At 57.7% G+C, this 13,503-nt stretch carries 12 protein-coding genes; 11 read left to right on the top strand and 1 reads right to left on the bottom strand.

What is annotated here, in order from left to right:
* The first annotated feature begins 12 nt into the window (after window positions 1–12).
* The 11 genes from IEI95_RS05805 (at window position 13) to IEI95_RS05755 (ending at window position 13,005) form a co-directional block, all read left to right on the top strand.
* Window positions 13–1,662 (top strand): ABC transporter ATP-binding protein, encoded by a 1,650-nt coding sequence (locus tag IEI95_RS05805; protein WP_156532101.1) that lies wholly within the window; start codon window positions 13–15, stop codon window positions 1,660–1,662.
* Between the two features lie 500 nt (window positions 1,663–2,162).
* Entirely contained in the window at window positions 2,163–2,612 is a 450-nt protein-coding gene (locus IEI95_RS05800) for a MarR family winged helix-turn-helix transcriptional regulator (protein ID WP_156537320.1), read from the top strand.
* A gap of 76 nt (window positions 2,613–2,688) precedes the next feature.
* On the top strand, window positions 2,689–4,020 hold the full coding sequence (locus IEI95_RS05795; protein ID WP_194416151.1) for an NAD(P)/FAD-dependent oxidoreductase: 1,332 nt from the start codon (window positions 2,689–2,691) through the stop codon (window positions 4,018–4,020).
* A gap of 203 nt (window positions 4,021–4,223) precedes the next feature.
* Window positions 4,224–5,918 carry a peptide ABC transporter substrate-binding protein gene (locus IEI95_RS05790; RefSeq protein ID WP_156532104.1) on the top strand — a complete coding sequence of 565 codons (1,695 nt, stop codon included), beginning with the start codon at window positions 4,224–4,226 and terminating at the stop codon, window positions 5,916–5,918.
* A gap of 176 nt (window positions 5,919–6,094) precedes the next feature.
* Window positions 6,095–7,045, top strand: a complete 951-nt coding sequence (locus tag IEI95_RS05785) for an ABC transporter permease (protein WP_156532105.1) — start codon at window positions 6,095–6,097, stop codon at window positions 7,043–7,045.
* A gap of 32 nt (window positions 7,046–7,077) precedes the next feature.
* Window positions 7,078–7,968, top strand: a complete 891-nt coding sequence (locus IEI95_RS05780) for an ABC transporter permease (RefSeq protein ID WP_156532106.1) — start codon at window positions 7,078–7,080, stop codon at window positions 7,966–7,968.
* A 232-nt stretch (window positions 7,969–8,200) separates the two neighbouring features.
* Window positions 8,201–9,340, top strand: coding sequence for an ROK family transcriptional regulator (locus IEI95_RS05775; protein WP_194416150.1), 1,140 nt, complete (start codon window positions 8,201–8,203; stop codon window positions 9,338–9,340).
* Window positions 9,337–10,104 (top strand): ATP-binding cassette domain-containing protein, encoded by a 768-nt coding sequence (locus IEI95_RS05770; protein WP_156532108.1) that lies wholly within the window; start codon window positions 9,337–9,339, stop codon window positions 10,102–10,104. Before IEI95_RS05775 ends, IEI95_RS05770 begins: the two co-directional genes overlap by 4 nt.
* A 36-nt stretch (window positions 10,105–10,140) precedes the next feature.
* Window positions 10,141–11,181: a sugar ABC transporter substrate-binding protein gene (locus IEI95_RS05765; protein ID WP_156532109.1), complete on the top strand. Its 1,041-nt coding sequence runs from the start codon at window positions 10,141–10,143 to the stop codon at window positions 11,179–11,181.
* A 61-nt stretch (window positions 11,182–11,242) separates the two neighbouring features.
* Window positions 11,243–12,238, top strand: coding sequence for an ABC transporter permease (locus tag IEI95_RS05760; RefSeq protein WP_194416149.1), 996 nt, complete (start codon window positions 11,243–11,245; stop codon window positions 12,236–12,238).
* Complete coding sequence (locus tag IEI95_RS05755; RefSeq protein ID WP_156532111.1) at window positions 12,235–13,005, top strand: SDR family NAD(P)-dependent oxidoreductase; 771 nt, start codon at window positions 12,235–12,237, stop codon at window positions 13,003–13,005. Before IEI95_RS05760 ends, IEI95_RS05755 begins: the two co-directional genes overlap by 4 nt.
* Before the next feature lie 96 nt (window positions 13,006–13,101).
* Here the strand turns inward: IEI95_RS05755 and IEI95_RS05750 are convergent, their stop codons facing one another.
* Window positions 13,102–13,455 (bottom strand): MarR family winged helix-turn-helix transcriptional regulator, encoded by a 354-nt coding sequence (locus IEI95_RS05750; RefSeq protein ID WP_234617656.1) that lies wholly within the window; start codon window positions 13,453–13,455, stop codon window positions 13,102–13,104.
* Window positions 13,456–13,503: the final 48 nt, after the last annotated feature.

The following is a 13,503-nucleotide window of genomic DNA, read 5'->3' as shown; positions in this document are numbered from 1 at the left end:
AAGGGGTAACTCATGCCGAAATCTGTTCAAGACGATGCAAGCGAGGCAGGTAAGCTGCTGTCCGTGCAAGGATTGACTGTCGGCTTGCCGCCGGGCATGGACCGCCGATATGCAGTGGAAGATATGTCCTTCGACCTGAAGGCTGGAGAAATTCTCTGCATTATCGGCGAGTCCGGCTCGGGTAAATCCGTGACGGCCAATGCCACGATGGGACTTCTGGCGCAGTCTCTCCACATTGTATCCGGCAGCATCATGCTGGAGGGCCAGGAACTGGTCGGTGCCGATGACGCCACCTTGCGCGCGTTGCGTGGCCGTGTCGTTTCAATGATCTTCCAGGACCCGTTGTCGGCGCTCAATCCCCTGATGACCGTGGGCGATCAGATCGCCGAGGTCATGGAAGCCCATGACATTGGCACGCAGCAGGAGCGCCGGGTCCGCGTTCTCGAGCTGATTACCGAAGTGGGGCTGCCGGACCCGGAACTGATGCAGCATCAATATCCCTTCCGATTGTCCGGCGGTCAACGACAGCGCGTGATGATTGCCATGGCGCTCGCGCTTGAACCGAAGGTGTTGATCGCCGACGAGCCGACCACCGCCCTTGATGTGACGACACAGGCGCAGATCCTTGAATTGATCGCGTCTATCCAGCGCCGCAAGCAAATGAGCGTGATGTTCATCACCCATGATTTTGGCGTGGTGGCCGAGATTGCCGACCGTGTGATTGTCATGGAAAAGGGGCATGTCGTCGAACAAGGGCCGGCATCCGTGGTGCTGAAAAACCCTGATCATCCCTATACGCAACGGCTGATCGCCGCCGTGCCACGCATGCGCGCCACCGACCGCGACAATGAGACGGATACCCCTGTTGTTCTGGAGGCCCGCAATCTCTGCAAGACCTATGGCACAGGTTCAGGTTTCCTGTCGAAGGGCCGGGTGATCAAGGCGGTCGATGATGTCTCCTTCACGATCGCCAAAGGCCGGACGCTGGGTATTGTCGGGGAATCCGGATCGGGGAAATCATCGCTTGGTCGTCTTCTCGTCAAGCTGATGAACAGCGATTCCGGCGAAATCCTCTTCGGTGGCCGCGATATTGCACCCCTGTCGGAAGAGGCCTTCCGCCCGATGCGGCCCTATATCCAGATGATTTTTCAGGACCCTTTCGCCTCCCTCAATCCGCGCCAGACCATCGGCCGCATCTTAACCGTCGGTCCGGTGGCGCAGGCGACGCCCATTCACGAGGCGCGAACACGGGCAATGCGGCTTCTGGAGCGGGTCGGTCTCGATGCAGGCGCCTATGACCGGTATCCGCATGAATTTTCAGGCGGCCAGCGGCAGCGTATCGGCATAGCCCGCGCATTGATGTTCAATCCCATGCTGATCGTTGCGGATGAAGCCGTTTCGGCGCTCGATGTTTCGATCCAGGCGCAGATCCTTCAACTGCTGACGGAAGTGCAGCAGGAAATGAAACTGGCCATGGCCTTTATCACCCATGATCTGCGCGTCGCCAGTCAGATCTGCGATGAGATCGCGGTGATGTATAAGGGCCGTATTGTCGAATATGGACCGCCCTCACAGATCTTCCGCAACCCTACCCATGACTATACCCGCCAACTCGTTTCCGCTATTCCCGGTACCGAATGGGAGCCTGCCGTGATGGTGTAATACGAAGGCTCATTGTAAATGACCCTTCGTATTCCCTTTGAAAATATCTCAAGCTTCTGATGCATTTGAGATTTTTTCAAGTCGAGGATGCGTGAGCATCTTCGAGACTTGGTATAATGCCCATATTGGCCTGGCCCAGCTTCAACTCGAAACGATCTTGGGCGTTTGTCTTCGACCGAGGTTCGTCTGCTTGCCAATCGTGCAGGAATGGGCATGTCTCCTGGCTGGTCGGCTATATTTTGGGCGGTATTGCGGGATGCGTAAATTTGCATCTTCAGCGGCAAAAAAATAGTTGCAAATGTCCATTAATGGGCGTTCAATCCCATCAAGCAAAGAATAGGCGATAGAATGCCCCCACGCTCTTTCGTCAATATCCGGCATTCAACGAGCTGACAAAACTATGTTTTCTGGCGTAAACCGGAAATCGGTTAATTGCGTCTTTCGCTTGAGTGGCTCTGCGGCGGGGTGTTTTTGGGGCGACGGTGGGACAGGGCGACCAGATGGCGGTAGTGGAACTGGATGTTCTGGAAAATGTCCTCAGCTATTACATCCGTACGATCAACATGGCGGTTTCCCGCGATCTCGATCAGAAACTTGGTAAGCTCGAGGTTGCCAAGGGGACCGGCAAGATCACCACGCTGTTGTTGGTCGATAGCCATCCAGGCATCCGGTCCTCCGCCATCGCGCAACTGATCCTGAAGGATCGTTCGGCCATGGTGCGGCTGGTTGATCAGATGGAAGAGCAGGAACTCCTGCGCCGCGAGGTGGATGACGACGACAACCGTGCCCAAGGCCTGTTCATCATGCCCAAGGGTGCTGCGCTGGCAAAGCGTGTTCGTCCCCTCGTCGTGAAACAATCGCGGGATTTCTTTCCCGATATTACCGACGAAGAACATCAGATGCTGATCTCGGTACTTGGGCGTACCTATCGGCGCATTATTGGTCTTTAGAGTTTGCCTTAGGAGAAGGGGAAGCCGCTTTTCTGAAAAGACAAACAACAACTGCCAGCTTGAGGAGCTTTTTGACATGCCAGGTCCCTATGTCGTTCCCGTCCACGGGGATGCGGAACTACCGAGCCACGTGGATGTCGTCGTTATCGGTGGCGGCATTATCGGTACATCCACCGCACTTGAACTCGCCGATCAGGGATTGAGAGTGGCGCTCTGCGAAAAAGGCGGCATCGGTCACGAACAGTCCAGTCGTAACTGGGGTTGGGTGCGGATTTCCAGGCGCGATCCGCGCGAAGTGCCGCTGATGGCCGAGTCGCTGCGCATCTGGGCCGATCTTAACCGCCGCACGGGCAGGGAAACCTGCTTCAAGCGTTCGGGCATCGTGTTTACCTGCGCCACCGAGAAGGAATTTGCCGAACACGAGCGCTGGAACAGCAATCTGGACGGCTACCAGATCGAGAGCCGGATGCTGAGCGCCAAGGAATTCCGGGAGAAATATCCAGGCTCCGACATGAATATTGCCGGTGCGCTTTACACAGCGGGTGACTGCCGCGCCGAGCCACAGAAGGCCGCACCCGCTATTGCCGAGGCAGCCCGCGACCGGGGCGCTTTCATCCTCACCGAATGCGCGGTGCGCGGTCTTCAGCTTTCCGGCGGCAAGGTGTCGGGTGTGGTGACGGAGCGCGGTGAGATCGCCTGCCAGTCCGTTGTCCTGGCGGGCGGTGCATGGTCCAACCTGTTTTGCGGCAATAACGGCCTCGACCTTCCGCAGTTGAAGGTGATGAATTCCGTGCTGCGCACCAAACCGCTGGAGGGCGGACCGGAGGAGGCGATCTGGTCAAACGGCTTCGCCATTCGCAAACGGTCGGATGGCGGCTACACGATTGCCAACGGCTTTCAGAACATCGTTGATATCGTCCCAGCTTCTTTCCGCTATGCCCGCAATTTCCTGCCCGCGCTGCGCCACGAATGGCGCTCTCTCGATCTGCGGTTGACGGGCCGGTTCTTCGATGAGTGGCGCATTCCGCGCCGCTGGTCGCTCGATGAGGCATCCCCGTTCGAATACAACCGCGTACTGGACCCGGTGCCGTCTAAGGCGATGACCGACGGCGCGCTCGCCCAACTCAAGAAGGCCTTCCCCATCTTTGAAAAGGCGGAGATTTCACAGCGCTGGGCGGGCATGATCGATGTGACGCCCGATGCCATTCCGGTCATCGATGCCATTGATGCCATCCCCGGCTTTCACATCGCCACCGGCTTTTCCGGCCATGGTTTCGGCATCGGACCGGCTGCTGGTCGGCTGATGGCCGATATCGTCACGGGACGCAACCCGATTGTTGATCGCAAGGACTTCCGGTTCAGCCGCTTTAGCGATGGCTCGAAAATCGAACTGATCAGCGGCTTTTGAATGCGGCATGGCTTATGCGAAGGCTTCGAAGATGCTCAGGCATCCTCGCCTTCATAGTTCGAATATCTCAAATGCATCAGAGGCTTGAGATATTCGAAAATGCAATACGGCCCACCATTTTCAATGGTTTGCCATATTAAATCGCTCCGGCAGAGAGCGAGCAGGATGAAGGTCGATAACCACCAGAAATAAGGGAACATGCAATGTCCGATAAGGAACACAATTCGATACCGCATCCCACGCGTCGCCAGGCGCTTGGCCTCATGGCGCTTGGAGCGTCCGGCGTGCTTCTCTCGGGGCTGCCAGTCTCGGAGTTGCCAATCTCGGAGCTGATCGGCATTCGCGCGGCCAGTGCCGCGACCAAATCGATCAAGGGACAGCTGACTGTCGGCTTTTCCCAGGAGCCGACGGTTTTTAATCCGCATATGCCTCATATCGAAGTGGATGAAGGCATTCATTTCAGCATATTCGATACGCTGTTCAGCGTTGATGCTGCTGGCAAATTCGTGCCGGGGCTGGCCGTGGACGTACCGAGCGTCGAAAACGGCGGTATTTCCGCCGATGGATTGAAGTGGAAGGTCAAGCTGCGCGATGGCGTGACATGGCATGACGGCAAGCCGTTCACTGCCGAAGACGTCAAGGCAACGCTCGAACTGCTGGTCGATGCTAATTTCCGCAGCTGGCGTAAAACCGGCCATGAATTCGTCCGCGACCTGACTGTCGTATCGCCCACGGAAATCACCTGGCGGATGGACAAGCCCTTCGCGCCCTATCCCTCCATCCTTGCTTCGACCTTCATCACGCCGAAACATCTTCTGTCGGCCAGCGCCGATCCGAACAATGCGCCGTTCAACACAGCGCCGGTTGGCACCGGTCCGTTCAAATGGGCTGAGCGGGTCGCTGGAGACCATATCCTGCTGGCTGCCAACCCGGATTATTTTGGTGACGGCCCCTATGTCGAAAAGCTGATTTACAAATACGTTCCCGATCTGAATGTCATGTACACCCAGTTCAAGACGGGTGATATCGATGTGGTCGGCCTGCAATGGATCACGCCCGATCACTACGAGGAAGCCAAGGGGCTGGACGGCAAGGTGGTCAATGTGGTGCCGGGTTCGACGGTTGAATCCTTCACCTTCAACATGGAGCGCCCACAGTTCAAGGAAGCGGCGGTGCGCGAGGCTCTGTATGCCGCCATCGACAAGCAGTCGATTATCGAAGCGCTCTATTACGGCCTGCCGACCCCCACCGAAAGCTATGTGCCGCAGCAATCCTTCTACTTCAATCCTGACCTGCCGAAGCATGAATATGACATCGCCAAGGCCAAGAAGCTGCTGGATGATGCCGGCTGGGTGGCTGGTAGCGACGGCATTCGCGCCAAGGGCGGGGTTAAACTATCCTTCACCTGCTCAACGACGGCGGGCAACCATATCCGCGAACAGGTCCAGCAATTCCTGCAACAGTCCTTCAAGGATATCGGCGTGGAAATGACCATTTCCAACCTGCCGCCAGCGGTGATGTGGGGCGATTATTGGACGCTGTCGAAGTTCGACGCCGTCATCGTTGGCCTGGATTTCCTGACGGGGTCCGATCCTGACACCTCCAATTTCTTCCGTTCTACGGCCATCCCGGCCAAGGGCGGTTCCGGCCAGAATACCTGGCAGTTTTCCAACCAGCAAGTAGACGAACAGCTCACCAAGGGCGGCGAGCTGTTCGTACCGGAGGAGCGCAAGGCCGTCTACCTGAAGATCCAGGAGATCATGCGCAAGGAACTGCCGCTCCTGCCAATGTTCCAGTATGCGACCGTGCGCGGCCACAAGCAGGGCGTCGAAAACGTCACGCCCAACGTGAATGTGCGCATCGACACCTGGAACGTCGCCACCTGGCGCTGGGCCTGACGACATAGTGCATCATTCTTTAAATCGGAATCGGTTTAAAGAGAAAATTATGCAACAAATATAAGAAGCTACAGCGATGCTTTGTGCGCCATATATGGCGCACGGCGCTGTAGTGCGCCGGACGCCTCGGCGTCCGGCATGCCTGAGCCCGTTCACCCATGAAGCGGAGCCTGCCTATGCTCTCTTATCTTTTCAACCGGCTGATGCAGAGCCTTGTTCTGCTGCTGCTCGTTTCGATCATCGGATTTGCCATCCTCAATCTCGCGCCCGGCGGCCCGCTGTCGCAATATGCGCTGACGCCGGGCATGACGCGTGAGGCGATGGACCGGATCGCCCATCAGATGGGTCTCGACCGGCCGCTACCAATCCAGTATCTCGACTGGGTCTGGCGCCTGCTGCAAGGCGACTGGGGGAAATCCTACCGCGACCAGCAGCCGGTGCTGTCGATCATATCAAGCCATTTCTTCGCGACCCTGCTTTTGATGGGAACATCGACAGTCATTGCCGTCATTGTCGGGGTGTGGATCGGCATCAAGGGCGCCACCCGCCGCTATTCCATGTTCGACTACGCGGCGACTGTCGGCGCCATGGTGGCGCTCTCTATCCCGACATTCTGGTTTGGTCTTGTGGCGATCTATGTGTTTGCCTTGAAGCTGAAATGGTTGCCCGCAGGCAACATGTATACGATCGGCAATGGCTCCCTCTCCGATTATGCCATCCATCTGGTCATGCCGAGCCTTGTGCTGGCGCTGGTCGATATCGCCGTGTGGAGCCGCTATATGCGGTCTGCCACGCTGGAGGTGATCAACCAGGATTTCGTGCGGACCGCCAGAGCAAAAGGCGTGTCCCCCCGCCGGGTGCTGATGAAACATGTCGTCGGCAATGCGTTGCTGCCGATGATCACGCTTGCTGGCATGCAGCTTCCCATCGTGCTGGGCGGGGCGCTCGTCACCGAGACGGTGTTTACCTGGCCGGGCATGGGACGGCTGTTTCTCGACAGCCTCGGCTATCATGACTATCCGGTCGTGATGGGCCTGCTGATGTTTACAGCCGTCTTCGCACTGATCGGCAGCCTTGTCGCCGATCTTCTGGTCGCATTCGTCGATCCCCGTATTCGGCTCGGTTGACGAAACCCTGTCGCGAACCGAAGGAGAAGCCCATGTCCATTGCTATCCCGTCTCCGGTCCCGCCCGCGCGGCCTTCGCGCTGGTGGCGGAGCCGCGTCGCACGCCGGTTCTTCCGTCACAAACTGGCCCTTGTCGGCCTGGTGATGATCACACTGTTGATCTTTGCCTGTGTGGTCGGTCCCTCTCTTTTGCCCTATGACGAGCTGTTTATCGATCTGCGCGCCCGCTTTGCGCCGCCGCTGACCGGCGCCCACATCTTCGGCACCGATCCGCTGGGGCGTGACATCGCGGCAAGGTTGTTCAATGCCGGGCGTATTTCGCTGTTGATTGGTTTCTTCGCCATGCTGATGTCTACCGCTATCGGTGCCGTCGTTGGCGTTGTCGCGGGATATCGCGGCGGATTGATTGGCACGGTGCTGATGCGCTTCGTCGATGCCTTCCTGTCCTTTCCGTCGATCTTTTTGCTGCTGGCACTTGCCGCCTTTATCAGGCCAAGCCCATTGATGATCACGGTCATCATCGCGGTGACATGCTGGATGGAAGTCGCCCGGATCGTTGAAGCGGAGGTGCGTTCCCTGCGCGAGCGCGATTTCGTGCTGGCCGCCCGTATGCTGGGGCTGCGCAACACCCATATCATGATCCACGAACTCCTGCCCAATGCGGTCGGTCCAATCATCGTTGCCGCCACGCTGACGGTGGCCCGCGCCATCCTGCTCGAAGCCTATGTCAGCTTCCTCGGCTATGGTATCCAGCCACCCTTGCCGAGCTGGGGCAATATGCTCAACAGCGCGCAGCAATATCTGGGAAGCGCGCCTTGGCTCGCCATCGTACCGGGTGTCGCCATCACGCTTGCCGTCACCAGCTTCAACTTCATTGGCGATGGTTTGCGTGATGCGCTCGACGCGCGCAGCGACAACCCATAAGCCAGCTTTCTTTTTTTGATGCTCCCGGAAGAACTCACCCGCACCCATTGAAATAGCCAGAGTTTGTCAGGGAAAAGTGGAATCCGGTTTTCCCGCAAAGACAAACGAAAACAAGAAAAGCGAGAGTCTGTCAGGTTCAATCCGAACCTGACAGACTCTAGCTTCTTTTTTGAAAACCATTTGACTAAATAAAAAACCGGTGTCACTCTTCTGTCATCCAGGGGGCTTTGACATGGCTTTGCGTGGCACCAATCAAGAATCAGGAAGGCCGTATAATCGGCGGATCGTGTTGGAATCGATCCGGCTGCATGGGCCGACAACACGCGGCGATGTCGCCGAACGGGTGGGCTTGACGGTCCAGACTGTCTCCACCATTGTGCGCGAACTTGAGGATCAGGGGCTTCTCCTTTCGGTGCGGGAAAAACCGAAGGGGCGTGGGATTCCGCCGTCGGCACTGACCATCAACCCGGAAGGCGGGCATGCTGTCGGCATTCACCTGACGCCGCTCGGCATTGAAGCGGCACTCGTCAATCTTCGTGGCGAAGTGGTCGAAAGCCGGCAGCGCTCGGCGCCGAATGCCATGCCGGACGAGGCTTTTGCCTTGATTGGCGACATGGTCGCAGACCTGAAGGCAAGCCCGCGCCGGGGGCGGTTGCTCGGTGCCGGTCTTGCCCTGCCTGGCCCGTTCGATGTGGACTCCATGAGCTTTGTCGGGCCGACCACCATGGCGGGCTGGAAGAATGTCGATATCCGTCAGCGGCTTGCCGATGCGACGGGTCTGCCGGCCTTCATGGAAAACGACATGGCAGCGGCGGCTTTGGGCGAGCAGCTTTATGGTCTCGGACAGCAGTTCTCGGATTATTTCTATCTGTTTTTCAGCGTCGGTCTTGGTGGTGCCATGATGCATGACGGTGTCGTCATGCGGGGAGCCTGGGGCAATGCCGGTGAAATCGGCCATATCGCCGCCATCCCCGATGGTGAGTTGTGTCATTGCGGAAACCAGGGCTGCCTGGAGCGCTATCTGTCGCTTGATGCATTCAAGAGAAGTGGTTTGTCTGAGGAGGATTGGGTCGATGCGATTGCGCCGATTTTCCGCAGCGCGATCCGCACGATCGAAAACCTGTTCGACCCGGAAACCATCGTGCTGGGCGGTCTTGCGCCGCAATCCCTGATCGAGCGGCTGGCGACGCTTGGTGAGGGTCTCACCAACTCGATTTCCGCCCGCACTAACCGCACCGTTCCACGGGTTGTGGTTGCCAGCGACTGTCAGCGCTCGGCGCTGCGGGGGGCTGCTGCACTCGCGGTCTTCGGTGTTCTGTCGCCGCGCTTCGGTCAGATGTTTGAAACCTCAGAGAAAGGGATTGCCGTATGACCGAAAACCTCCTCATCCTCGACGATATCCGCATGAATTTCGGCGCAATCGAAGCTCTGAAGGGCATCAGTTTCTCAATCGGCAAGGGCGAAGTCGTAGCCCTGCTCGGGGATAATGGTGCGGGAAAATCGACGCTGGTGAAGATCATTTCGGGCGGCTTGCAGCCGACCTCGGGACGCATGCTGTTCGAAGGCGAGCCTTTTCAGGCAAAGACGCCTGCCGAGGCTAAGGGTGCCGGTATCGAAACCGTCTATCAGGACCTGTCGCTCTGCACCAATGTCGATGTGGTCGGCAATTTCTTCATGGGCCGCGAGCTGACCCGCAAGGTGGCGGGCATTCCCTTTCTGGATGAACGCGCCATGGAAGACATTACAGCCAAGGCGCTCGCCAGCGCCGGGACCCGTATTCCCTCCATGCGCACCAAGGTCGAGCATCTGTCCGGCGGCCAGCGCCAGGCCATCGAGCTCAACCGCTTCGTGCATTGGGGTGGCAAGCTGGTCTTGCTCGATGAACCGTTTGCAGCGCTTGGCGTCGAACAGACCCGGCGCGGGCTGGAGATGATCCGTCATGTCGCCAGCCAGGGCATCGGCGTCGTCATCATCACGCATATCATGCAGCAGGCCTTTCAGGTCGCAGATCGCATTGTCGTCATCCGCCACGGTGTTGTTGCCGGTGATGTAGAGCGAAGCCAGACAAGCCCGGATGCAGTGATCGAAATGATCACAGGGCAAACCCTCGCCGGAGCCGGACCGGTGAGCCAATAAAAATGAAAAGGGGTCCGGTGAACTGGAGAGAAACCAATGAAACGACTATTGACAGTCTTGCTGGGCATTCTGATGCTCAACCTCGCTGCGTGGACATCGGCTGCCGCCCAAACAAAAGGAATGGTTTATTACCTCGTTCCGACCTTGCTGGATGAATTCCAGACCGGCTCGGTGAACGCGCTGAGCATGTTCCTGGGTCAGGTCGGCTATGATATGAAAACACTCAACGCTGACAACAAGACAGATGCCCAACAATCGCAGATGAATGACGTGATTGCGCTGAAGCCCGCGGCCATCATCCTTGCCGCCGTAGACTTTAACGCGCTCAAGCCGTCGATTGAGGCTGCACGCGCCGCAGGCATTCCCGTCGTTGAATTCGACCGGCAGATCACATCGACACCCTCGGATTTCACCTCGGTTGCTGGCACGGTCGAGATTGGCCATATCGCCGGTGACCACGCGATCAGCTTGCTCAAGGGCAAAAATGGGGATGTAAAAGGGAAGATCCTTCAGGTTCTCGGCGATCCCGGCGATCCCTACACGCTCGATATCCAGAAGGGTTTCGAGGAGAAAATCAAGGCCTTTCCCGGCGTCAAGATCATATCGGTCCCCGCCGTGCAATGGGAAGCCAGTGCCGCCGGAACAATCGTTTCCGACCAGATGCTTGCCAATCCTGACATCGATCTGATCTTTCTGCATGCCGCCCATCTTTCGGTCGCTGCCGTTGCCTCACTTGAGGCTGCCGGCAAGAAGCCGGGCGACGTGATGTTGATGAGTTCCAACGGTGCGCCTGTTGGCCTCGACCTGATCCGTAAGGGCTGGCTGAATGTCGAAGTCGAGCAACCGCTCTATGCACAGGCAGCAGCCATTGCGATGTTCATGGACAAGGTCGTCGGCAAAAAGCCGATCAAGTCTGGAGACTATGATGTGCTCGGTCTCAAGAGCGTTGTGACCATGGAAACCTGGGGACCGAATATCAAGATCCCTGGCTCTGCCATCACCAAAGAGAATGTCGATAACCCATCCTTCTGGGGAAATCTGAAGCCGCCGACAGCTGCGATCAAATCCGTCGAGTGAACGGCCTTCATTCCGGGGCCTGATGGCCCCGGATTCCCCTTCTCCAATCTGGATGCGCCGCATGACGTCTCATACCCGTAAAACTCTTGAATTCGTCCTCGACAATCTCGTCTGGTTCATGCTCATCCTGGTACTGGCCATGTTCTCCGCGCTGATCCCGAACTATTTCCAGATCGGTATCTTCACCAATATCATCGAAGCATCGAGCGTGCTTGGTGTGATGTCGATTGGTCTCGCCCTGGTGATCATCACCGGCCATATGGATCTGTCCGTCGAGTCGGTCGCAGCACTGTCGGCCATGGCGGTCGGCATTCTGTTCTGCTCGGCAGGCATCGGGCTTGGTATCAAGCTTTCGCCCGAATGGCTGATGATTTCGGTCTCGCTGTTCGTGGCCTGTGCCATCGGTGGGCTGATCGGGCTTATCAACGGCGTTCTCGTCGTCAAACTGAAGATGAGCGCTTTCATCATCACGCTCGCCTCCTTCATCTGGGTGCGCGGTATCGTGTTGGCCGTGTCCGGCGGACGCTCGGCCCAGGATCTGGCCCCTGCCATCCGCTGGTTTGCCATCGAACGCTTTATCGGCATTCCGCTGACAGCCTGGATCGCTATTGCCTGCTTCCTGATCTTCTCGGTGATGATGGCAAAGACGCCGTTTGGCCGTCATCTGGTGATGATCGGCGGCAATGAGACGGCAACCTTTCGGGCTGGCATTCGCGTCACCCGCAATCTGATCATCGCCTTCGTCATGGCAGGTGCTATTGCCGGTCTTGCCGGCTGGCTGCTGGCCGTTCGCACATCGGGTGCGACCGCCAATCTCGGTGTTGGTCTGCTGTTCAATGCTTTTGCAGCGGTGGTGATTGGCGGTGTCAGCCTCAAGGGCGGCGTCGGCGCTCTGCCGGGCGTCTATGCCGGGGTGCTGCTGCTCTCTTCCATCAATACAGCCATCAACCTGATGGGGCTGCCGGCGAATTACACCCAGGTCATTCACGGTTTCCTGGTGCTCGCAGCCGTTCTTCTCGATACGTTCAAACAAAGGCTCCGCCAGAGGCTCGCATGACAGACAGATTGAAAGACAAGATTGCACTGGTGATCGGTGCATCTCGCGGCATCGGCAAAGCGATTGCCGTGCGGTTCAAAGAGGAGGGCGCGAAACTCGTGCTCGCCGATTTCAATGCGGAGGAAGGCAAGGCCGCAGCCGACGAACTCGGCATCGATTTTATCCGCACCGACATCGCTAGCATGCAGGATGCGGTTGCTGCCGTGGAATTCACTGTTGAACGCCATGGTCGGATCGATATCATCGTACAGAATGCTGGCATCTATCCCTGGCAATTGATCGAGCATACCAGTCCGGATGATTGGGATCAGGTGATGGCGGTCAATCTGCGGGGCTGTTTCAATGCCGCGCGGGCGGCACTTGCGCCGATGAAGACGCAAGGATCGGGGCGCATTCTCTTTACGTCATCGATCACCGGTCCACATGTCACCAGTCCGGGCCATGGCCATTATGCGGCAAGCAAGGCTGGTATCAACGGGTTCATTCGCTCAGCCGCACTGGAGTTTTCGTCCTATGGCATCAATGTGAATGGGGTCGAACCGGGCAACATCATGACGGAGGCCATCCAGTTGCATCGAAGCGCCGCCTTTATCAAGAATATGGAGGATGCGATCCCGCTCGCGCGTCTTGGGTCCCCTCGGGATGTGGCCAATGCCTTCCTGTTCCTCGCCTCTGATGATGCGAGCTACGTGACCGGCACGACCATCGTTGTCGATGGGGGGCAACTTCTGCCTGAGGGTGCCGACTTCAGGATCTTGCCATCCTGATCCTATTTCCGGCTGTGCTGATGCCCACTATTCAAGGCGTGAGGATGCGTTGATAGCTCCGAGCTTTGCTTTTCGCCCATTCTGACAGGATGGGCGTCACAAAACCTGGATCAATTTGGCAAGAAGCCGGTCCAAGCGGGTGCGTTCAGGCGCGGAAAGGCTGCGAATGCCGTCCAGAAAATGCGAGGACCTGGCCACCTGAACCCGCGTCTCTCGCAACAGCTTCTCACCGCTTTCGGTCATTTGTACATAGACCGTGCGTTTATCTGACAGAGACGGGACGCGCTCGACGAACCCTTTGTCTTCCAATCTGGTGATACGGCCTGTTATAGCTCCAGTCGTGACCATGCAAAGTTCGGCAAGATCGCTTGGTCGCAACCGGTAGGGTGGGGATTGATGCCGAAGATGGGTGAGAACATCGACTTCGCCGATGCCGATATCGAATGCCACCAGCACCTCCTCCAGGGAGGCCTGGTCCAGGAGGTAAAGATGCCGAAG

The sequence above is a fragment of the Agrobacterium vitis genome, assembly GCF_014926405.1.
Taxonomy (GTDB): Bacteria; Pseudomonadota; Alphaproteobacteria; order Rhizobiales; family Rhizobiaceae; genus Allorhizobium; species Allorhizobium vitis_H.
This window is presented reverse-complemented; position numbering and strand designations above follow the sequence as displayed.